This is a genomic window from Psychrobacter sp. (genome assembly GCF_041554015.1).
Classification (GTDB): Bacteria; Pseudomonadota; Gammaproteobacteria; order Pseudomonadales; family Moraxellaceae; genus Psychrobacter.
On the sequence record NZ_JBFFMS010000042.1, the window covers coordinates 1 to 22,935 of the forward strand.

Annotated in this window: 20 protein-coding genes; 8 read left to right on the plus strand and 12 right to left on the minus strand. The window is 44.4% G+C overall.

Annotated features, from left to right (window positions below; genetic code table 11):
• Nucleotides 1–94: 94 nt before the first annotated feature.
• Nucleotides 95–1,018, minus strand: coding sequence for a DMT family transporter (locus ABYU67_RS10320; protein ID WP_372844914.1), 924 nt, complete (start codon nt 1,016–1,018; stop codon nt 95–97).
• Nucleotides 1,019–1,387: 369 nt separating this feature from the next.
• On the opposite strand from ABYU67_RS10320, the gene ABYU67_RS10325 reads away from it, so the two are divergent.
• Nucleotides 1,388–2,527, plus strand: coding sequence for a WG repeat-containing protein (locus ABYU67_RS10325; RefSeq protein WP_372844915.1), 1,140 nt, complete (start codon nt 1,388–1,390; stop codon nt 2,525–2,527).
• 104 nt (nt 2,528–2,631) lie between these two features.
• Here the strand turns inward: ABYU67_RS10325 and ABYU67_RS10330 are convergent, their stop codons facing one another.
• Together ABYU67_RS10330 and ABYU67_RS10335 are read right to left on the minus strand one after the other, a co-directional pair.
• Entirely contained in the window at nt 2,632–3,669 is a 1,038-nt protein-coding gene (locus tag ABYU67_RS10330; protein ID WP_372844916.1) for an alpha/beta fold hydrolase, read from the minus strand.
• A gap of 30 nt (nt 3,670–3,699) precedes the next feature.
• Nucleotides 3,700–3,864, minus strand: coding sequence for a rubredoxin (locus ABYU67_RS10335; protein WP_372844917.1), 165 nt, complete (start codon nt 3,862–3,864; stop codon nt 3,700–3,702).
• A 340-nt stretch (nt 3,865–4,204) separates the two neighbouring features.
• On the opposite strand from ABYU67_RS10335, the gene ABYU67_RS10340 reads away from it, so the two are divergent.
• Nucleotides 4,205–4,774 (plus strand): adenine phosphoribosyltransferase, encoded by a 570-nt coding sequence (locus ABYU67_RS10340; protein WP_372844918.1) that lies wholly within the window; start codon nt 4,205–4,207, stop codon nt 4,772–4,774.
• A 165-nt stretch (nt 4,775–4,939) separates the two neighbouring features.
• On the opposite strand, the gene ABYU67_RS10345 is transcribed toward ABYU67_RS10340, so the two are convergent.
• Complete coding sequence (locus ABYU67_RS10345) at nt 4,940–5,392, minus strand: hypothetical protein (protein ID WP_372844919.1); 453 nt, start codon at nt 5,390–5,392, stop codon at nt 4,940–4,942.
• 185 nt (nt 5,393–5,577) lie between these two features.
• Entirely contained in the window at nt 5,578–6,519 is a 942-nt protein-coding gene (locus ABYU67_RS10350) for a transaldolase (protein ID WP_372844920.1), read from the minus strand.
• 485 nt (nt 6,520–7,004) lie between these two features.
• Between ABYU67_RS10350 and pheA the strand changes: the two genes are divergently transcribed.
• The 6 genes from pheA (at nt 7,005) to ABYU67_RS10380 (ending at nt 14,093) form a co-directional block, all read left to right on the plus strand.
• Entirely contained in the window at nt 7,005–8,186 is a 1,182-nt protein-coding gene (gene pheA / locus ABYU67_RS10355) for a prephenate dehydratase (RefSeq protein WP_372844921.1), read from the plus strand.
• Nucleotides 8,187–8,336: 150 nt separating this feature from the next.
• A complete protein-coding gene (gene hisC / locus ABYU67_RS10360) occupies nt 8,337–9,479 on the plus strand; it encodes a histidinol-phosphate transaminase (RefSeq protein WP_372844922.1) in 1,143 nt (380 codons plus the stop codon).
• A gap of 76 nt (nt 9,480–9,555) precedes the next feature.
• A complete protein-coding gene (locus ABYU67_RS10365) occupies nt 9,556–11,886 on the plus strand; it encodes a bifunctional prephenate dehydrogenase/3-phosphoshikimate 1-carboxyvinyltransferase (protein WP_372844923.1) in 2,331 nt (776 codons plus the stop codon).
• A 262-nt stretch (nt 11,887–12,148) separates the two neighbouring features.
• A complete protein-coding gene (rarD, locus tag ABYU67_RS10370) occupies nt 12,149–13,108 on the plus strand; it encodes an EamA family transporter RarD (RefSeq protein ID WP_372844924.1) in 960 nt (319 codons plus the stop codon).
• A 48-nt stretch (nt 13,109–13,156) separates the two neighbouring features.
• A complete protein-coding gene (gene folB / locus ABYU67_RS10375) occupies nt 13,157–13,579 on the plus strand; it encodes a dihydroneopterin aldolase (protein WP_372844925.1) in 423 nt (140 codons plus the stop codon).
• Nucleotide 13,580: 1 nt separating this feature from the next.
• Nucleotides 13,581–14,093, plus strand: a complete 513-nt coding sequence (locus ABYU67_RS10380) for a 2-amino-4-hydroxy-6-hydroxymethyldihydropteridine diphosphokinase (RefSeq protein ID WP_372844926.1) — start codon at nt 13,581–13,583, stop codon at nt 14,091–14,093.
• Between the two features lie 208 nt (nt 14,094–14,301).
• On the opposite strand, the gene ABYU67_RS10385 is transcribed toward ABYU67_RS10380, so the two are convergent.
• The 7 genes from ABYU67_RS10385 to ABYU67_RS10415 all read right to left on the minus strand — a co-directional run.
• Nucleotides 14,302–15,036 carry a glucose 1-dehydrogenase gene (locus ABYU67_RS10385; protein WP_372844927.1) on the minus strand — a complete coding sequence of 245 codons (735 nt, stop codon included), beginning with the start codon at nt 15,034–15,036 and terminating at the stop codon, nt 14,302–14,304.
• A gap of 189 nt (nt 15,037–15,225) precedes the next feature.
• On the minus strand, nt 15,226–16,140 hold the full coding sequence (gene cysE, locus ABYU67_RS10390; protein ID WP_372844928.1) for a serine O-acetyltransferase: 915 nt from the start codon (nt 16,138–16,140) through the stop codon (nt 15,226–15,228).
• Nucleotides 16,141–16,286: 146 nt separating this feature from the next.
• A complete protein-coding gene (locus ABYU67_RS10395) occupies nt 16,287–16,730 on the minus strand; it encodes a YtoQ family protein (protein WP_372844929.1) in 444 nt (147 codons plus the stop codon).
• Nucleotides 16,731–16,855: 125 nt separating this feature from the next.
• Nucleotides 16,856–17,728: an RNA methyltransferase gene (locus ABYU67_RS10400; protein ID WP_372844930.1), complete on the minus strand. Its 873-nt coding sequence runs from the start codon at nt 17,726–17,728 to the stop codon at nt 16,856–16,858.
• Nucleotides 17,728–18,096, minus strand: coding sequence for an Hpt domain-containing protein (locus tag ABYU67_RS10405; protein ID WP_372844931.1), 369 nt, complete (start codon nt 18,094–18,096; stop codon nt 17,728–17,730). Before ABYU67_RS10405 ends, ABYU67_RS10400 begins: the two co-directional genes overlap by 1 nt.
• Before the next feature lie 105 nt (nt 18,097–18,201).
• On the minus strand, nt 18,202–21,921 hold the full coding sequence (dnaE, locus tag ABYU67_RS10410) for a DNA polymerase III subunit alpha (protein WP_372844932.1): 3,720 nt from the start codon (nt 21,919–21,921) through the stop codon (nt 18,202–18,204).
• Nucleotides 21,922–22,264: 343 nt separating this feature from the next.
• On the minus strand, nt 22,265–22,935 hold a 671-nt coding region (locus ABYU67_RS10415), incomplete at its 5' end, for an alanine:cation symporter family protein (protein WP_372844933.1).

The window sequence follows — 22,935 nt, forward strand, 5'->3', positions numbered from 1 at the left end:
CGAGCTGTACTACAACCAAACAAGAATCCAAAAGGGCTTGGGCTTTAAATCGCCAAGACAGGTGTGGTTTGATTATTATCGTCAGGCTGCGTAACTAAAATCTCCCAAGTTTGGTTCTACGGATTTGACAGCAGGGGTCACGTGGTTTGGGTTTTAGTGAGCCCAAATAAATGGCAAACATCGTGAGTAGCGCACCACTCCACTGTAGGCTATTAATAGGTTTATCAAGCCATGTATAGTCAATGACCAGTGCCGCAACCGGCTCAGTTAATAACAACAATCCAGTTAGCGCCAAAGACAGCTTGGGGATAGAGTAGGCGATAAGCCCCCATGCTAGACACTGCATGACTGTCCCATAAATCAATATCCAGCCAATATCCGACCATGTCTTGGGCAACATATTACCCATATCAAAGACAAACATCGGCACAATCATCGCCAATCCGCCACCAATACTCACCAGTTGCATCAGCATAAATATTGGCGTCGGTTCCGTATCATGGGTTTTACGGATAAAGGTCATTGAAGCTGCAAGCATGGCTCCTGATGCAATACCAGTAAAGAAACCCCATACAGCTGCCTTGTTTTGGGCAAATTCGGGGCTACCAATCATTGCCACACCTAGCATTGCTAGGACCAAGCTCACCAGCTGTAAGACAGACTGGCGCTCATTAAAATATAAAAAACCGATGGCTGCCAAAAAGAAAATCTGCAAGCTATTTAATAAGGTTGAAATGCCGGGACCCACCGCATAGATGCTCTCGTGCCACAGCGCCAAATCCAAACCCAAGAATGCGCCTGATAATAAGCCATAAAAAACCGCACGCTTTGAGCGCGGTAGCCGTTGCCCTGTCATTTTTGCCAATACCGCAAATACCACGCCTGAAATAGCCAAGCGCCAAAACGCCATGGCCCAGCCACCGATATCAACATGAGCGACAATTAAACTGCCCAAACCAAAGATCACACAGCCAATGAGCAAACCAGTAGCGGCGGAGCGTGAAGCGGCAATAGCCATATATCATCCTTATATCATGACAATTTGTATTTCAATTATTGTGTATTAAAGACATCGTCTTTACCACATGCCGTATTGTCGATGTTTTAAGATAAAATTGAAATGGTTTGATATTATTTATTTTTATTTTATAGTGGCATTTTATGATATTAAAGAATATGTACACAGCTCGCTCTTTGTTCAACGCTTAAATATAAGCTGCTGTTAATGAATATCCTTACAGGAATAGCATTGGCGTTCTTGCTGTGATTTGTTACTCTCATTTTTACTTTTATATTGTGATATCAGTCGCTTAAAAAAATTAACACCCTTAACATATCTCATTTAAATTGCTTCAACAGCCATTACTACTCCAGCTTAGGTTTGCTTATGCTCCAACGTACGTTATCAAAACAACTGCTGTCATCAATGTTATCTGCACAGCAGTTATTCATCGTAAAACGCTGTACTCTGTCAGTTGGCGTGTTAGCAATGGCGTTATTTGCTGTGCCAAGCGCGCACGCTGCCAGCTGTAAAATCCCAAAGAGCTATTATAAGAATGTCTCTTGTACCCCCAGTAGTGGTTATTTCTTAGCGGTGAAAGATTTTGGTGCCCCGGTTGCCCTTATTAATAGGCAAGGTAAAAGCCTTGTTGATTTGACGCGCTATCAAAAAGTGGATGCAGATAAGATCTCAGCAGGTCTAATGCCCGTCATGCGTAATGGCCATGTCGGCTATCTGGATATGCAAGGTCGTGAAGTGATTCCTGTGATGTACAATGCGCTAAATGACGGTCAAGGGTGGGCGCGTCCGGTATCTGAAGGGCGTATCGTGGTCAAGCAGGGCGGTCACTATGGCGTCATCGATACGGCAAATAGGACTGTGGTTCCATTTTCAGCAGCGATTAGTGACATTGATGATTACCGAGGCGGCACGGCTCGTGTACGTAAAAACAAAGCGATAAGCTGGTTTGATAAAGAGGGCAATATTAAGAACGCCAATACTCAAAATAACACTACTCAAAGTGCCAGTGCTCAAAATGCCAGTGCCAAAAAAGATAAAGATAGTAATGGCAAAAGCCCTACAAACAGTCGCCTCAATCATCGTCCTATTGCGAGTAAATCAGAAGCTAAATCCAGCACTCGCGAAACTAGCACACAAAAAGATGTAGCTGCCATACCGGTTGATCGCTTTACTACCTTGCAGCCGCGTCAACAAGATGGGAGATGGGGCTTTGTTGATGACAATAATGTCACTATGATTACGTATTCTTTCGATGAAGTACGTCCCTTCTCAGAGGGGCTAGCGGGCGTGCGTATCGATGCAGAGTGGGGCTTTATCAATCTTGGCGGCGAGCTTGTGATTCCTTTTATTTTTAAAGATACTGATAATCAAGACCTCAGGGTTGATAACCACTATAAGGGCAAACCTTCTTTTGTATTTGTTGAGCAAAAGGCTTGGATTGGCAGCTTAGAAAATGGCAATAAGATGTGTATCGATAAAAAAGGCGCAGCGGTCACCTGTGATTAAATCCTAACAACCTGTTTTGTTTTGACCATAAAAAGCCCATAGCGATCAATGATTGCTATGGGCTTTTTTATAGGCTGAAAATGTCACAAGCTTGCTTATTAACGTTATTTTTCTAATAAGTGCTTGCTAATCAAATCAACCATATATGGCTGATAGTACTCAGGAATATCGTGCGCCATGCCTTCAATCAAATGAAATTTGGCATTAGGAATGGTTTTGGCCACCACGCGACCTTGTGAGGCTGGCAACAATCCATCCGCACTGCCATGTAGTACGATCGTCGGTGCTTTGACTTGCTTACTAAAGCGGCTGATAGAACCTGACGCCAAAATCGCATTGAGCTGCTGTACGGTGCCAAGAGGATGAAAATTACGCTGATATCGTATCTTTGCAATATCACGTACCATGCGCACGTTCACATGACCTGGCGTACCCACCGTCTTCATAAACCAAACGCTATGGCGAACGATATCACGCTCAGAGTGGCTCTCAGGGCGATTGATCAGCGTATATAGCTGTCTTGGCTTTGGTGGCTTTAAAAAGGCACGGTTGGTAGTGGTGAACATCAATGCCATGCGCTGTACCAGACTTGGATAACGTGCCGCTACGATTTGAGCGATCATGCCGCCCATAGAGGCACCCAGCAAATGTGTTTTGCCAAGCTGTAGGGCTTTAATTAAGCGCGCCGTATCTTCTGCCATATCGGTCAAATTATAGGCAACCTGCGCCCCTTTATTAGAGAGTCCTGTTTGCAGGCGCATCATCATCTTTAGCTGACTGATACGCGGTAGACCATCGATTTGTACTTTAGAAGACAAACCAATATCACGATTGTCAAAACGAATCACAAAGAAACCAGCATCAATAAGGCGCTTAATAAAATTATTTGGCCAAAAGATCATTTGTGAGCCAAGACCCATAATCATAAGCAGGGGCGGATGATTGGGATTACCACCAGCCTCAACACACAGCTCGATACCGTCGCCGATATCTATCATGGCTTGATGAAGATGCTCGCTAAGGTCTGATGCGCCCCATAGGTGCTCACCAAATTTCTGCCACTCAGGCGTCGGGTAACTGAAGCTGCTATCCGGTTGCTCTGGTGATGTAGCAGCAGTATCAATGTCGGTATTTTCTGTCATGAACGGTCCTATCTAAAAGGGGTCATTGGCTTAAATTTCTAACATCTCAAAATCAAGCTTGCCAACGCCGCATTCTGGGCATGTCCAATCATCAGGGATATCATCCCATTTGGTGCCCGGTGCGATACCTTCTTCAGGGCAGCCCAGCGCTTCATCATATATCCAGCCGCAGACAATACATTCATAACGTTTCATAAAGAGTCCTATCGATTATTACCAGTGTTACCATACATTTTTAAGGTGATACTGAGGGTAAATACAGCATGATTACTCTCAATATATAGACTGCAAAAACGCAGCTAGTTTAGCATATAACCATTGTTTTCATAGATAAGTTTACACTTGTATATTGAGATTAATAAACGTTTATCAAGTCACTATGCCTGATTATATGCGCTTAAGTAGGGCTGTTTTTGGCCATCGCATCATGATATCAAAGGCGATTATGATATAATAACCGCCGCTAATTTTCCGATGCATATATTATTTGCTATTGTTATAGCATCATCTAAGTTATAGACAACTAAGGGTTATTATGAGCGCAAACACCGCTGTTCCAGCAGTTGATACCGCAACCGAGTCATCGAATACGCTCAATACTGATCATCCATTTTGGCACATCATTCGCACAGTACCAGACTTCCCTAAAGTCGGCATCGATTTTTATGATATTACACCGTTACTACGCAGTCACATTAATGAGGTGATTGATGCGCTACTGGCTGTCCTACCTGAAGGCTTAATGGATGAGGTAGATTGTTTAGGTGCTGTTGAAGCCCGTGGATTTGTGTTTGCAAGTTTGCTGGCAGGACGCTTGGGTAAAGGGATGATTTTACTGCGTAAACCTGGCAAGCTGCCACCGCCCGTTGCCAACAAAGCCTATGCGTTAGAGTACGGCAAAGATACCCTTGAGATGCAAAATAATCTGCCCCCAGAGCGCGTGTTACTGGTTGATGATATCTTGGCAACAGGTGGCACATTGACCACCGCTTATGAGCTATGCCAATCAGCGGAGCATACGGTCGTTGGTGCATTAGTATTACTAGATTTGGTGGACTTACATGGCGATTTTCCAGTACCGGTTTATACGGTATTAAAGGCATAAATAATTGGCAGTGTTTTTTAAGTAATGTGCCATCACTATCACTTTTCGATGGCTTTAAAATGGCTTTGAAATGGTACATCTAAACCCTGATTAAAAAAGCGCGCTGAATCTATTCAGCGCGCTTTTTTAATCAGGGTTTTTTAGGCTGCTTGTATGTTCCGTGTGTTATTTGGCTTTTTGGTAGTTTTTACAAGCTTGCTCGACCAGTATGCGACTGACTGTTTTTGGAGCCGTTATTTTAAAGTCTTTGGTGGTCAGGAGAGGTTTTTCTGATTGCCAAGACTTTATGACCTTATCATCAGCGGTGTAATAAACGTACGCCCGTCTATAATAGCTGGCGTCCTTACAGGAGATCAGCCATTGCTGGTCGCTATGATGAATACCGCTCTCTTTACTGTCACTTGTGACGCTTTTTACTGCAGGATAGTTTCTGCGAATAGAGACAGTCATATTTTCGACCTGCTTTTCATCAAGGATATTGATGTCGGAGCGTTCGATAGAATCCAAATCTAAGCTAAAAATGGAACCGGTCTGACTTTCCGTTACTTTTGACCAGTTTACTGCCTGAGCACCAATCGCAAGCGTACTGCTTGCTAATATCACTGCTAGCCGTTTCATAATTGAGCCTTGCTTGTCGTCATTTTAGGTCGCTCATAATAGCCAACTTACTATGAGCAGGCAAATCTCTTTTATTACCTGCAGCGTAGACTTATGTAATATCAGCACTGTTTTATAGTGCTTTAATGCGTCATTTTTAAGCCAGCTAAGCTTGGGTCTATGTTTATATTGCTCAGATATATAGCTTAGCTGCGCATACTCGCTAGCATATGGGCAAGCTCATCACGTGCACCAATAAAGCCATCAATGCCTTTTGGTAACAGATCTTGAGTAATGGTATCTTGTTGATAGGCACTACTGAACTCTTCAGCGCTCAAGCTCACTCGCGTCATATCTGTCATGTCCATCGACATACTTTCTGATAATTGACGTGTAACCTGAATATCCATTGCTGCAAGCTCATCAATGAGATCAGGTGCAATGGTCAATAAATCACAGCCTGCCAGCGCTAATATTTGCTCAGTTGAGCGAAAACTTGCGCCCATTACCTGCGTTTTGTAGCCATGTTGCTTGTAGTATTGGTAAATGAGCTTCACCGACTGTACGCCCATGTCTTCAGAAACGGGTATGCTTTGACGGTTCTGCTGGCGTTTTTGCCAATCCAAAATACGTCCAACAAAAGGGGAAATCAAGGTCACGCCAGCATCGGCACAAGCGATGGCTTGATGTTGCCCGAAAAGTAAAGTGAGGTTGCAGTGTATACCTTGCGTTTCAAGGTAGCGTGCCGCCTCAATACCTTGCCAAGTCGCCGCCATCTTAATCAGCACCCGCTCTGAGTCGATACCTGCTTTTTGATAGGCTTCCATAAATGCCAATGCTTTATCAATGGTCGCTTGCGTGTCATAGGACAAGCGGGCGTCGACCTCAGTTGAGACGCGACCTTTAATCAAAGATAAAATATTGCAGCCAATTTGGATGGTTAGCTCATCAATGACCTTATCAATATCTCCTCGATGGCGACTCATGGTCTCTGATAGTATAGCCTCATTGTCAGGATGGATCAGTGCTTTGGTGATTAGGCTTGGATTGGTGGTCGCATCGATAGGTTTTAGACGCTCAATGGCGGCAAGATCGCCTGTATCCGCGACAATGGTGGTCATAGTGCGAAGCTGTTGTAATGCGCTCATCAGATATCCTTGGTATTATTCAGTAATGGTGTTATTTTCTTATGGACGATTATGGACGATTATGGACGATTATGGACGATTATGGGTAAAATCCTGTGTCCGTCTAAACTGTAACATAGATTTGGGGGCATGTTACCTGATAGTTTTCAGAGGCTAAGCCCGTATCGCGCTTAATCATACTAAGATTTATAGCGATTTGTCACTTTACACTCATTTACGAATGGGCACTGTCCCTAGTTTTTGTTATAGTAGAGCCGGTCAGTGATTGAGCGCTGTGAATACTACGGACTTTATCTAGATACTAGCGCGGCTTTAAAAAATCAATAATGATAAGTTGGTGATATAAAAGTTATGAACAGCAAAAATATTGATGTCCTTAATATTTATGTCAAAAAGTCTTCATGTCTGTTAACGATGTGTTTATAGTCCTCATTGACAAGTAGTTATACTTAACAGATCATAAAATCTAAAAAGGATGGGCGGTAATGAGTGAGCAGTCACCAGAACAAAACAATGATAATCTAAATAAAACCACCGCAAGCACCGGTACTACCACAACGGATAAAGAGTTTTTAAATACGTTGCGAGGCAGTATCGATGCGGTAGACTGTGAAATTCAGACGCTGATTAACAATCGTGCCAAATTGGCTCAGCAAGTGGCGACCGTAAAAAAGAATCACATTGCCAATGATCCTAGTGCCGAAAATACCAACCCTATTTTTTATCGTCCAGAGCGTGAGGCGCAAGTTCTAAAAGCCGTCATGGAGCGTAATGAGGGACCTATCGCCGATGAAAAGATGGCGCGCTTATTTCGTGAGATTATGTCGGTATGCCTTGATTTAGAAGCGCCGCAGCGCATTGCATTTTTGGGACCATTAGGCACTTTTACTCATGCCGCTGCCTTAAAGCATTTTGGTAAAGCAGCCGATACTGTACCACTGAACACCATTACCGATGTGTTTCGCGAAGTTGAAGCGGGTACTGCGATGTATGGCGTTGTGCCTGTTGAGAACTCATCTGAGGGCGTCGTCAATCATACGCTAGACGGCTTTTTGTCGTCTACATTAAAGATAATCGGTGAAGTCGAGCTGCCGATTCATCAAAACTTTTTAGTCGCTGAACATACCAAGCTCGATGGATTGAGCCGTATTTACTCACACCAACAATCATTGGCGCAGTGCCGTCATTGGCTTGACGTAAATTATCCCAATGTTGAGCGTGTTGCGGTATCGAGTAATGGTGAAGCGGCGCGTCGCTTGAAGAACGAGTGGCATTCGGCAGCGATTGCAGGCGATGTGGCAGCAGCAGAATATGATTTGCATAAGCTGTATTCCAATATCGAAGACAATCCAAGCAATACCACGCGCTTTTTGATTGTTGGTCATGAAGCAATTGCGCCATCCGGTCAAGATAAAACCTCGATTATGGTATCAGCGCATGATAAAGCGGGCGCTCTGATCGAAATCTTAAAACCTTTGTCGTATCATGGCGTATCTATGACCAGTATCGAGACGCGTCCAGAACGTCCTAATAAATGGGCTTATGTCTTCTTTATTGATATGAATGGGCATATCGAAGATCCGAACGTGAGCGCTGCTATCGCTGATATCCGTCCATTGGTCAAAGACTTACGTGTACTAGGCTCTTATCCAAAAGCGGTACTATAATTTACTGATTTTTATTAATCATCGTTTTGTTGATATGAATAGCAAAGGTTTTATAAATTGTCTTATCACAAATAGTCGTCACTAATGACATTAATGGGCTTAAATAAGCTTGGCCAATAATAGATGGGTGCTCACATCTAAGGATCAATCATGCAGTCTACGCAATCGACAGAGTCAAATTTATTACCGCTCGTACCTGCCTATGACAGTATTTTGGCGTTGGCACCGTATCAAACTGGCAAGCCTATCGAAGAGTTAACGCGTGAGTATGGCGTCTCAGATGTGGTCAAACTTGCCAGTAATGAGAATCCAAGCGGCTGCTCACCGCACGTTACGTTAGCGATTACTGAGCAGCTCGGTCAGCTGTCACGTTATCCTGATGGTAATGGTTATTACCTAAAGCAAGCTTTGGCTGATTTTAATGATGTCAATGTTGAGCAGATTACTTTGGGCAATGGCTCGGATGATTTGTTGGATATCTTGGCGCGTAGTTTTGTGGGGGCGGATGATGCCATCGTTTATAGTCAGTATGCATTCATCGTCTATTCAATGCTCGCCAAAATGCAAGGTGCTATGGATATTGAGGTGCCCGCTCAGCGCTTTGGACATGACCTAAAAGCCATGAGTCAAGCGGTTCAAGACAATGCTAATACCAAGATGGTATTTATCGCCAATCCCAATAACCCAACCGGCACGCAGCTTGACCAAGCAGAGCTGCGAGCGTTTGTCGCCAGTGTGCCAAGCTCGGTACTGGTGGTGTTAGATGAAGCTTATATCGAATATAGTCCTGACAGTAACAATCGGGCGCTGCTCGATGAATTTGACAATGTGGTTATTGTGCGCACCTTTTCCAAAGCGTATGGGTTAGCAGGTCTGCGTATTGGTTATGCCTTAAGCTCGGTGGCTGTGGCAGATTTGCTCAATCGCATACGTCAGCCCTTTAATGTAAGCCGCATTGGACTGGCGGCAGCGGCAGCGGCACTGGCGGATCAAGATTTTATCGAAAAAACTCGTCTGATGAATATCGAGCAGATGCGTTGGTTGGAGAAACAGTTTGATGCCCTAGGACTGGGTTTTATCAAGTCACATGCCAACTTTATCATGGTCGAAATAGAAGTTGAGATGGAAGACATAAACGCTGCTATTATCTATCAGGCATTACTTGAGCAAGGCGTTATCGTGCGCCAGTTAGAGGTTTACGGCTTGCACAATTGGCTGCGTATTACCGTTGGGGTCGCAGAAGACAATATGCGTCTGATTGATACGCTGCGCTCGATTTTGACCGATGATTAAACCCGTCTCTAACAAGCAATCTATTAAGCAACCTAATAACTAAAACAATATGCAAAAAATAAATCACACCGTAAATATGCCAGCAACAACCAAACTGACCTCATCCTCTACGCCGCCGCTATTTCAGCAGGTGTGTGTGATAGGTTTGGGTTTGATTGGTGCAAGCCTTGCGCAAGCGATTAAAGACAACGGCTTAGCCAAACGTATCGTCGCAGTCGATAGACATAAGCCAAGTTTGGAGGAAGCGATCCAACATGGCTTACTAGACGCTGGTAGTGCTGTATTCAGTGAAGTGGTATCTGGCAGTGATTTAATTGTCATTGCTGTGCCAGTACAAACGGTACAAGCGGTATTTATCGATATTAAATCTGCAATGGATAACGGTTTATTTGCTAGTGACTGTATTATTACCGACGTATGCAGTACCAAAGTCAATATTATTGAGGCTGCCAAATCGGTATTCGAGACATTGCCCGTCGGGTTTGTACCCGCCCATCCGATTGCTGGTGCCGAGAATTCAGGGTATCATGCCAGGCGAGCCGCATTGTTTGTCAATCATAGCGTCATCATTTGTGAGCTTCCAACCTCCAGTCAGCTGGCAATTGCCAAACTGAGTCAGTTATGGGAATCAGTTGGTGCGACTGTCATGCCGATGGCGGCTGAACGTCATGATGCAATATTGGCACATACCAGTCATCTGCCGCATCTATTGGCGTTCAATCTGGTTGAACAATTGGCAAGCCACGATGATAATTTAGATATGTTTCGCTATGCTGCAGGCGGTTTTCGTGACTTTAGTCGCATTGCGGCCAGCGACCCTAAAATGTGGCATGATATATTTTTTGCCAATCAAAGCGCGATTGTGGGCGCCCTTGATGAATACAGCGTTTATTTAACCAACATACGCCAGCTTATCATTAATAAAGATTCAACTGCCCTGATGGGACTTTTGGGCCGCGCGCAAGCCGCACGGCGACATTTTGGCCATATGTTAGCCAGCACCCCTTATACGGATACTTCTGCCATGTCAGCTTCTTATAATATTACCCCAAGCAATACCGTCTCTGGCACCATTACCATTCCTGGTGATAAGTCTATCTCGCATCGCAGTATTATGCTCGGTAGTCTTGCTACAGGCGTCACCAAGGTGACGGGATTTTTGGAAGGGGAGGATGCACTTGCTACTTTGCAAGCATTTCGCGATATGGGCGTAAATATTGAAGGTCCTGATAATGGCAATTTGACCATTCATGGCATGGGTATGAACGGGCTAAAGCCAAGTAAGACACCATTATATATGGGCAACTCTGGCACCAGTGTGCGCCTGCTGGCAGGTATCTTAGCTGCACAGTCATTTGATAGTGTGCTGACAGGGGATACCAGCTTAAATAAGCGCCCGATGGAGCGTGTGGCAGCACCATTACGTGAGATGGGAGCTGTGATTCAAAGTACTGGTCAGCAAGGTACAGCGCCACTTAGCATCACGGGTCGGGGCAGTATTGGCAAACCGCTGCAAGGGGCTGAATATGATATGCCAGTTGCTTCTGCACAAATTAAATCATGTTTGCTGTTAGCAGGGTTATGGGCAGAGGGCACTACGACCGTGATTCAACCTGAAATCAGCCGTGACCATACTGAGCGTATGCTCGCAGCATTTGGCTATCCAGTAACAGTCGATGGCAATCGTATCAGTGTTGAAGGCGGCGGGCAACTCACAGGCGGCGATATCGCAGTACCTGCTGATATCTCATCGGCAGCATTTTTTATGGTCGCTGCGGCTATCAGCCAAGGGAGTGAGCTGACCTTAAAGCAAGTCGGTATTAATCCTACGCGTACCGGCATTATTGATATCTTAAAGCTAATGAATGCTGATATTAGCTTAAGTAATGAGACTCATGTCGGCGGCGAGCCAGTCGCTGATATTACCATTCGCAGCTCAAACCTAAAAGGTATCGACATTCCAGAATCATTAGTACCCTTGGCAATTGATGAATTCCCCGTATTGTTTATCGCCGCCAGCTGTGCTCAAGGACGTACGGTGCTAACCGGTGCAAAAGAGCTACGTGTTAAAGAATCAGATCGCATTGCGGTGATGGCAGAAGGCTTACAGACACTAGGTATTAATTGTACGGTGACTGAAGATGGTCTAATCATTGAAGGTAAAGGTATTGTCAGTCAGAGTGGTGATACTGATGTTAATGAAGTCAATAATAGCCAGCCTGTCTTTGGCGGCGGACATATTGTCTCGCATCATGATCACCGTATTGCCATGAGCTTTGCAGTTGCAAGCTTACGTGCATCCAAGCAGATTACCATTGAAGGCGTTGAAACGGTCAATACCAGCTTCCCAGGATTTGCAGATCTTGCCAACCAAATAGGCATGTCTATTGACGTTGTAAGTGCTTAACGCAGTGCTTTTGATGTGAGCCAATATTTAATGATGTTGGCTCGGCAATAAAACCAGTAAGATAAACTCTTAATTTTATTGTCGATTTTCTTGTTTTTATTATGGTTTTCGCCGGCAATGAGTTGATACGATTTCTAGTATCAACTCATTGCTTTTTACCTTTTACTCTCTCTGTAGTGACCCTGTGCTCTTACCATCGAGTTATCATCCATGATAATAATTGATTAAGGGTACGCTTTGCTCTAAAAAGTTGTCCTATCTTATGACTACCCAAAATGTCATCAAAAAACCTGTTACGCCTATTAAGACGACCAGACGCGGTATTTTCACCGCCCTCACGGCCTTTTTTATCTGGGGCGCTTTTCCCTTATACTTTAAGCAATTATCGGACTACAATGCCACCGAAATTATTGGTCATCGTATTGTATGGACATTTACCTGCCTATTGATTGTGCTGGTCGTGACCAAGCGCTGGCAGTGGATTGATACCCTAAAGAAAAACCCAAAGTGGATCGGCTATACCTTTGTTTCAGGTGTTATCATTGCTATCAATTGGCTTACCTATGTCTGGGCGGTCAATCATGATCAGATTTTGGAGGCCAGTTTAGGGTACTTTATTGGGCCACTCGTTGGCGTCGGATTGTCGATGGTTTTGTTCAAAGAGCGCCTGCGTACCTTGCAATGGGTGGCGATTGGTTTTGCGCTATTGTCAGTTGTCATTCAAGTTGTCATGCTCGGTAGCCTGCCGTGGGTGTCATTAATATTGGCATTTAGCTTTAGTACTTATGGCACCATTCAACGCCAAACCCCTCTGACAGCGGTCGATGCGATGTTTGTTGAGACAGCCATGCTGCTGCCTATTTTTATCGCCTGGTTCTGGCAGTCTGATGTGGCGAGTAGTAATATCAGCTTTTGGTTCACGCCTGCTATTTGGCTACTGATGTTGGCGGGACCTATTACGTTGATACCGCTGCTGATGTTCAATAAATCTACCAAGCTGGTCGCTTATAGTATCCTCAGCTTTATGAACTATCTGACCCCGACCTTTATTTTCTTCTTAGCGGTATTCTATTACAATGAGCATTTTGATTTGCATCGTTTGGCGGTCTTTGGTCTAATTTGGCTGGGTCTATTATTATTCAGTATCGACTTATGGCGTCATCGCCCAAGTAAGCAGCTAAAAGCAGCACGCCTGCGTGAAGAAGCACTAACATCTAAATAAACCATCATACTAAAATCGGTGGTAAAAATACTATTAACAAGGATTTGTATGTTTCATACCCAGTCTGATGTCGTATTTGTTAAGGGATTAAAAGTTGAGGCAGTCATTGGCGTATATGAGTGGGAGCGCGTCATTACGCAGCCACTTTTGATAGATATCGCAATGGAAACGGATATCAGCCGCGCTGCGGTGTCAGATGATGTCAGCGATGCGCTAAATTATAAAGAAGTCTGCGATGATGTCAGTGCATGGTGTCAAACCATTCAAGCAAAACTGCTAGAGCATTTGGCTGGGCAAATCGCTGATAAACTGTTGGCAAAATATAGCTGTCACAAAATCACCTTAAGTGTTGCTAAGCCTACCGCGATTGAGCAGGCGGATGCGGTTGGGGTGCAAATCACGCGCTATGCTACATCAGCATCTAATGGCGCTACCATACAAGCTGATACCATCTCATCTAATGACGCATAAAGTGGCTAATTGGCTTATGTCACTGACGCGCTGCAAGCCCGAAGCGTTGCAGGCACAGCCTATAACGGCGGCTCTACTAGCTGTGGGCAGTAATCATGATGCAGACATTCATTTACCGCATGTTCGAGAAAAGTTAGCCGATTTAGGTGAAATACAGCTGTCCACGGCATTTCAAAACCCTGATTTTACTGCCACCATAGAGCTACCAAAACCTGATTATACCAATCAGTGCGTTTATTTAACTTTAGCGAAGCCTGTCGCTTTGCAGCAGCTACAACAGATATTTAAGCAGTTTGAGTGTGATTGTCAAAGACAGCGTTTGACAGAAGCATCAGCGGCTATAAAAACAGTGACGATGGATATAGATATACTGCTTATCAGTGTGCCTCAAAATAATAGCCTAAGCAAAAATAGTAATTTTGAAGGGTCTAAATGGATAATAATGGCAGATCGCTATCCATTTAAAGCACATGAGAGAGTAGGGCTTGAAGAATTAATCTCAAAAGGTGGTTAGAAAAGTTGCTAAAAAGATTGAGTTAAACGACTGATACCAAACTTAAATATAGTCGATTTTAAATAAAATAGATACGCCATACTATAACGCGGAACTGGGATAAATTTTTCCGGCTTGCTGTGCCTACGCCGAAAGAAGCTGCGTAAGATTTATCCCAGTCCCGCTGTATCGTTTTAATACTAAATTCACTATAGTTTAACCCCTAGCTTTACTGCGCGGTCAAACCACCATCAATAACAAACTCTGAACCTGTTGAGTAGCTTGATTCATCTGACGCTAAGAATAGCACTATGCTACTGACTTCTTCTGGCTGCGCCACACGTCGCATCGGAATGGTTTTGGCAAACGCTTCAACCGCATCTTTGGTATCGCCTTGCATAATCATCGGTGTGGCAATGACACCTGGATGAATGGAGTTTACGCGAATGCCATGAGGGGCACACTCTAATGCTGCCGCTTTGGTCATACCGCGTACCGCAAATTTAGAATCGGTATAGCCAATAGCGCCGCCAACCAGACCATTAATCGATGAGATATTGATAATAGAGCCTTGCTTGGCGGCTTTCATGATTGGAATAACCGCTTTCATACCCAAAAATACTGACACTTGGTTAATCTCTAAGATCTTGCGATAGTCATCTAAAGAGGTATCTAAGATAGATTTATGCGTGGTAATACCTGCATTATTGACCAAGACATCGATTTGACCAAATTTTTCTTGAGTTGCTTTAACGACTTGTGCCCAATCGTCTTCATTGGTGACATCATGTTTGATAAATAGCGCATCAGCGCCAAGCGCTTTTGCCAACGTATCGCCTTTATCCGCATTGATATCGGTCAAGACCACTTTCGCGCCCTCTGCCATACATAAACGCGCATGAGTTTCACCCATTCCTTGAGCCGCACCTGTGATAATGATCACTTTATCTTGTAAACGAGCCATGAGTTTTCCTATTTTTATTTATGAATAATAAGAAGTATAAGCCATCCTAGTTAAAGAGTCCTTAGTGGTTATGAAACCAAAAATCAATGCCTTATATTTTTAAATGATAATTTTAAAATTGGTTAAAATAAAAAAAGAGGCTGTTTGGCCTCTTTTTTATTTAGTAACGACGACAACTAGTATAGTAGCTTATTTCTGTTCAGTACCAGCTGCCGCCATATCAGATCGACCAATCACATCCAAATCCTCTAAACACAATTTGTCATATTCCTTTTTGCAAAAGTTAGGATCGATTTTACACATCGCGCTTTGCAATTGATCTAAGCGGTTTTCTGATTGCTGGATATGCTCGAGCATTTTAGCAAAGGCTTCAGCGACAGGGTCTTGCGACATGGGATCGATGCCATAAGCTTGAAAAGTGGTTTCTCGCGCTGTGTGAGTCGTGGCTTTTTCATCCGTGACCGTATCTTTAGAAGCTGCCGCTTGCGCCACTTTTTCTTGTTGCTTGGCATCATTGACTTTGGTTGTAATAGGATTGCCCTTTTCATCATGGTGCTCTGATATCATGCGAGCAGCACTCCCGACCATGGTTGCACCTGCTGGGACAGCCTTGACCACGACGGCATTTGAGCCGATTTTAGCGCCTTTGCCGACAGTAAATGGTCCTAATACTTTGGCACCGGCACCGACGATGACGCCATCTTCCAAAGTAGGGTGGCGTTTGCCATTATTCCACGAAACACCGCCAAGCGTGACGCCATGATATAGGGTCACATCATTGCCAATCTCCGCCGTCTCGCCAATGACGATGCCCATGCCATGATCAATAAAAAATCGACGACCGATTTTGGCAGCAGGGTGAATCTCGATGCCAGTGATGATACGCGAGCCATAAGAAATCACACGAGCCGCAAGTTTTTGCTCATTTTGCCAAAGACAATGCGCGCCGCGATGTAGAATAAGCGCGTGAATACCAGGGTAAGTTAAGATTACCTCTAGGCTGTTACGAGCAGCAGGGTCGCGATTGAATACCGCATCGATATCTTCTTTTAGGTCTCTTTTAATGCGGACGAGCGATTTGAATAGTGTGGCGGGCAATGACATAAACCGTCCTATCGTATTTTTGGTTACAATCTCTTTAGTTATAGCAGTTTTATAGCACAAAATATAGCAATGTACGCTAAATAAAAAATCACCTGTAGAAAAAGCCAGCTATTGACCCTTTATCTACAGGCGATTAGGATTGTGCTTTAGCTATCACTGACAACATATTTGAGCAATTCAACGATTTGCTCTGGCGTTTGTGCCCATGCCATTGCTGCAGCATCGACCTCTTTTAGCGGATGAATAATATCCTCAGCATGCAATGTGATATAAGGTTTGCCCAGCGCGGCGCAATAACCGGCATCAAAAGCGGCGTTCCACTGCTTATATTTATCACCAAAACGAATGATAGCAATGTCACACTTTTGGATCATATTTTTGGTGCGAATTGCATTAACTTTGGACGATTTATGATCGCGCCAGAATCCATTATCCTCTTTACCGAGTACATCACCAGCGGCATCACTGGCTTCATGCTCAGTAACCGCTGAAGTAAAGGTAATATCTAAACCCTGTGCTTTTGCACCCTGCATGATTTTTTGACGCCAGTCAGTATGTATTTCTCCGGACAGATAAACGTTCCAATTCATTGTAAATTCCCTTTTTATAAGTAAACTTGTCATGTTATGAGCTAGTAAGTGACAAAAACTGCTCACCGTCACATGACGGCTGCTCATGCCAAAGAATCAACGCCAAAAACCTTACCGTTAGAATTTTAGTCTTTTGCGATTTTGGCAATCAAGGCGCTGAGTAGTTGATACTCTTTTTGATCAAGCTGCAATCGTGAGCCAAGTCGAGACAGGCGTGATGGCAATGATTTTAAGTTTTCACTATCGGCAAGTTTGCGTTGCACCATCAATGCAGTAGTACGCTCAGTCAGCTGTTGTAATTGCTGCTGAGTGATCGCGGGCTCATCCCATTGCTGACGCAGATAAGTACTCAGCATAGGGTGACCTGTAGTTGCTAAGCCACCTGTCGTCTTTAGGCTGTCGCTATCAGCTTGTATATGCGTTTGTGTATAAGCATAAATAAAACTCGCAATAACTTGCACAGCTGAGGCGACATTGAGCACTGGATAAGCAGGATTGGCATCGATTTGAATATGATAGTCAGCATAAGCTAGCTCTTCATTGGTCAAGCCACGATCTTCTCGGCCAAACAAAATGGCAATATTGGGCGCTGTATTATTACTGGCTTGCCCGTTAATCGTGCTTTGCTTATCGATAAAATCCAGCATGATTTTCGCCGCTTGTGTGGGCGTGACCACAGGACGCGGCAAATGGCGGCTACGACTGCTGGCCGCAAATACCAACTGGCAATCGGCAATAGCAGACTCAAGCGTGGGTGCGATGACGGCTGACGATAATAGCTCACTACCACCAGCGGCATGAGAGACACTGGTCTCGTCAATCGGCAACTTAGGATCAACCACCGTCAATTTTGATAGCCCCATAGTATGCATGGCGCGTGCCGCTGAACCAATATTAGCAGGTAATGTCGTATTGACCATCACTACTTGAATACAAGACAAATAATCGCGATCGGTTAGTGCTGCTATGGCTAAAGGTGAAGATACGTTGTTACTCATTACTGTCCTAATCGCTGGTTGATGTCTTGCTCGGCTCGTTGCAACGCCACTGCAATGTCCTCAATAAGTTGAGCTTGTTCGCTGATCAGACGCTCACGGCAAAGCTCTTGTAATTGACTGCCAAGGCGCGTCATTTGAGTTGCGCCCAAATTGACACTGGCGCCTTTTAACGCATGAGCAAGCTCAAAGCCACTGGCATTATCTTCTTGTTGCTGAGCTTGTCTTAGTTTTGTGATACGGCGGCGACAATCAGTAAAGTAGACTTGTATCAAATCGTCAAAGTCTTCTTCTAATAAGTCGCGCATGTCCTCAAACTGCTCAGTATTGATAATCTCGTCATCAGTTATGGCAGTCATATCGTTGTTCATAATATTAGCCATAGTCATGTGTCCAATAGAGTTAAAGTTTGCGTAAAAAGCATCATTATAATAAATATCTTCCTACTAATAAATATGCTAACGCTAATACATTTGTTAGCTGTAGTGAAAATGTAAGTTATCTTCACTAATCATACTTTTGAGCTGCTGCAAATTGTCATCATTCGGGTAAAGGCGCCAATGCTCGGACAATCCTATATTGGCAATACCATATTCTTCATAAATACTCAGTCCAAGCGGCAGGCAATTGTCATTGATAGTATCATCTGTATTACTCAGGCTGTTATTGCTATAACTGCTGCCATTATGGTAGAGCACATCTTGTGCCATGTCGTTTTCTAACGCCAGTAAATCATTCCCATTTTCATCATATAGGCTGCCACCCATCGCAGCATCATAGCCGTTATTCCCATTAAAGTTGCTGCTTTGCTCGTCTTGCTCGTTGTCATAGGATAGTTTTGGTGCTGGAATGATGCTGGCTTGAGCAGACTTCAGTAAAGGCTGCATACGATTGAGCAATTCGATATCGCTACCGTGAATTTTAATACTGATTTTCTTCATCCATCTTAGGCGTGCGTCAACGATGCTCATCGCATTATCAAGACGGGCAAACAGCCTGCCATCACGCTCACGGATACTGCCTTTAATAATCACGACTTCGTCTATTTTTAGCTGCTCTTTGACGCGGTTAAAGCGTTCAGCGTAGCAGCTAACCTCTAATCGTGACGTTCCGTCGTCTAAGGTAATCACATTACGCGTGCCAAAATTGGCAATATCGATGATAAGACCGGCAAAATAGCAGCTGCCGTTATAGCCAGTGTCAGTCAATTTATCGAGGCGCGCGCCTGAGGTATAGCGTTTTAGCTCATCCAAGTATTCATTGATCGGATGTCCAGTCAAATATAGACCTAAGGTGTTTTTTTCCGCTTTTAGACGGTGCTTATCACCCCAAATGAGCTCTGGCGTCATCACCAGTGGCGGCGCGGCAACGACACCATCCATCTCACCAAATAAGTCCATCATACCGATTTCACGGTTTTGACGGTCTTGCTCAGCGGCTTGTACCGCACTTGGCAACTGGCTCATAAGCGCGCCGCGAATCTCATAAGCTTCGTCGCTTGGCAAGTCAGGTCGCAAAGTGGCTGCAAAGTCATCAAAACAGCCTGCATTTATCAGCCCCTCTAAAGTGCGCTTATTGACCTTTTTGATATCAACGCGGCGGCAAAAATCATAGAGATCTTTAAACGGGCCTTCACGTCTTCGTGCATCAACAATAGATTCAACCGCACCTTCACCAACCCCTTTAATCGCCCCAAGACCATAAATAATATTGGTTGGGGTATCGGCGACAAAATGCCACTCACTGCGATTTACCGATGGATTGACGACGGTTAAATCAAAGTTTTCACGGCAATCATTGATAAAGAACACCACGTTGTCGGTGTTGTTCATATCTGAGGTCAGTACCGCTGCCATAAATTCAGCAGGGTAATATTGCTTCAGATAAGCGGTCTGATAAGCGAGTACGCCATAAGCAGCAGAATGCGAGCGGTTAAAACCGTAACCGGCGAACTTTTCCATCAAGTCAAAGACGCCGCCTGAGGTCGCCTCATCGATACCTTGAGCGGTAGCACCCGTGATAAAAATATCGCGCTGTTTTGCCATCTCTTCAGGTTTTTTCTTACCCATAGCTCGGCGTAGCATATCAGCGCCGCCCAAGCTATAGCCTGCCATCACCTGCGAGATTTGCATCACCTGTTCTTGATAGACAATGACGCCATTGGTATTTTCTAAAATCGGCTCAAGGTTTGGATGGTCATAAATGACTTCCTCACGACCATGCTTACGGTCGATATACATCTCTACCATACCGGCATCTAGCGGACCTGGGCGATAGAGCGCACACATGGCGATCACATCTTCGATGTTGGTCGGTTGTAATTTTGCCAGATACTTTTTCATGCCCATACTTTCTAGCTGAAAGACGGCAGTGGTCTTGGCATCCTGCAGCAGCTTATAGGCTTTTTTGTCATCTAGTGGTAAGTCTTCTAGTACCAGCGGATCTTTACCTTCTTTGGCTCGGCGCACGTTAATATTTCTGACAGCGGCGTCAATCACGGTCAAGTTACGCAGACCCAAAAAGTCAAACTTCACCAGCCCAACCGCTTCAACGTCATCTTTATCAAATTGACTGACACGATGACCTTCATCATCACAATAAATGGCGCTAAAATCGGTGATTCTATGCGGCGCGATTAATACGCCGCCAGCATGTTTACCGACGTTGCGGCAGACGCCTTCAAGCTTAATGGCCATCTCCCACACTTCAGTGGCATCTTCATAATCCATATTATCGGGATTGGAGATTAAGTCCTTAAGCTGCGGTTCTTGCTCAAGCGCCTGAGCAAGAGTGATACCTGGGGTCTTTGGGATCAGTTTGGAGATTTTATTGGCCAAAAAGTATGATTTACTCTGTACCCGAGCCACATCTCGCACCACCGCTTTTGCTGCCATGGTACCAAAGGTAATAATCTGCGACACGGCCTCTCGACCATAGGTTTGCGCCACATAATCGATAACACGATCACGCCCTTCAATACAAAAGTCAATATCGAAATCGGGCATGGACACACGCTCAGGGTTTAAGAAGCGCTCAAATAATAAATCGTAATGAATAGGGTCGAGGTCGGTAATGTTTAGCGCATAAGCCACGAGCGAGCCTGCACCAGAGCCACGGCCGGGACCAACTGGTACACCATTGGCTTTTGCCCAGCGGATAAAGTCCATGACGATTAGGAAGTAACCGGGGAAGCCCATGGATAGGATAACCTTTAGCTCATACTCTAAGCGCTCATCATATCTTTGGCGGATATCACTCCAATTATCACTGCGCGTCTCAACTGGGAAGAGCTTGTCTAAACGGTTATCAAGCCCGCGCTGCGACTCTAATCGGAAAAACGACTCAATGGTTTCGCCCTCAGGGACAGGGAAATCTGGTAAGACGTTAATACCGAGCGTCAAGGTGACATTACAGCGCGTTGCCAAGCGCAACGTATTGTCAATCACCTGCGGAATATCAGAAAATAGCTGCTGCATTTGCGCTTGGGTTTTTAGATATTGCTCATCGGAATAAGTCTGTGGACGGTTTGGATCGGCAAGTACATACGAGCCAGCAATACAAACCCGCGCTTCGTGTGCATCAAAATCATCTTGCTCTAAAAAGCGCACATCATTATGAGCAATAATAGGGATATTATGTTTGGCACCTGAATGAATAGCCGCCTTAATAAAAGCATCCTCACCGGTACGATTGGTGCGTTTAATCGCAAAATATAAGCGATCATCAAACTGGGCTTGCCACTCTGCAATCAGCTCATCGGCTTTTTCTGGCATTGAGCCAACCAATGCTTGTCCGACATCTGATTTTTCAGTAAATAAGACAATGACGCCCGCCGCGTGCTCTAAAATATGGCTGCGCTTAATAACCGGCGTCCCATGATTGGCAGGATCAGCACGACCTTCGGTGAAGCCAAGTGACACGATACGGGTGATATTTTGATAGCCCTCGTTATTCATCGCAAGTAAGGTCAGGCGCGAGTCTTCATTGTCCATGATGACTTCACTGCCGATAATGGGCTTGATACCTGCGCCTAAGCAGGCACGGTAGAACTTTACCGTGGCATATAGATTGGATAAATCTGTCAAGGCAAGGGCGCTTTGATTGTCTGCCGCTGCCACTTTAACCAGTGGCTTAATACGGACGATAGAATCGGTAATGGAATATTCGCTGTGGATGCCAAGGTGTACAAATGCCATAGAAGACTCTTACGGATGCAAACAAAAGGAGAGGGTACAAGTGAGTGTCAGAGACAAACTAAAAAAGACAGCTGGTGATTTATTTTATAAACCTTATAATATCAAGGGTTTATATTAAACTATTGCTAAACCAGTATGCCGATAGCTGTACTTTATAAGCTTTATCTCAGCCGCTAATAATAGCATTGTTTGGTACATACAGCCACTCATTCGAGGCTATCAAGAAGCTATCAAATACCATGGTATGTTCTCTATAATGGGACTGATACCAGAAAAAAGCCTTCTACATCATGATGATATAGAAGGCTTATATAGGAAAACGTCACGATTATTTAGCTGGTATTTAGCGCTTATCATGTTTATCGCTATATTCTATCCAAAAGTCTGCATTTTCAACGCCTGCTTTTCTAGGGTCAAAGACAGGGTCAAGTCCCAGCTTCATTTGCTCATCGTAGTCTTTTAATACTTTGAGAGCCGTTTTACTGAGTAATACGATAGCGATAAAGTTGAGATAACACATACTACCGAAGCCAATATCACCTAATGCCCACATGACACCGACTGATTGCATACTTCCAGTGAAGCAAATGATTAAAAATACCACTTTTAATATCGGCTTTAGCACCGGATAGCGTAACTTGCTATCTAAATAGACAAGCGTGGTTTCAGCGATATAGTAATAAGCAATCAAGCAAGTAAAGGCAAATAAGAAGATAGCAATAGCGACAAAACCGCTACCATATTGGCTAAATACTGTCGATACAGCGGCTTGGGTAAATGCAGTTCCAGCTTCAATGCCTGGCATGTTTTCAACTAGCACCAATCCTTCTGCTGGAATGACGTTATACATGCCAGTAGACAAGATCATGAGCGCAGTTGCTGTACAGACGAGAACCGTATCAACATAGATAGAGAAGCTCTGTACCAAGCCTTGTTTGGCAGGATGAGATACTTCTGCGGCAGCGGAGCTGAAAGTGGCTTCGCCTGCACCGGCAACGTTTGAAAAGACTGCGC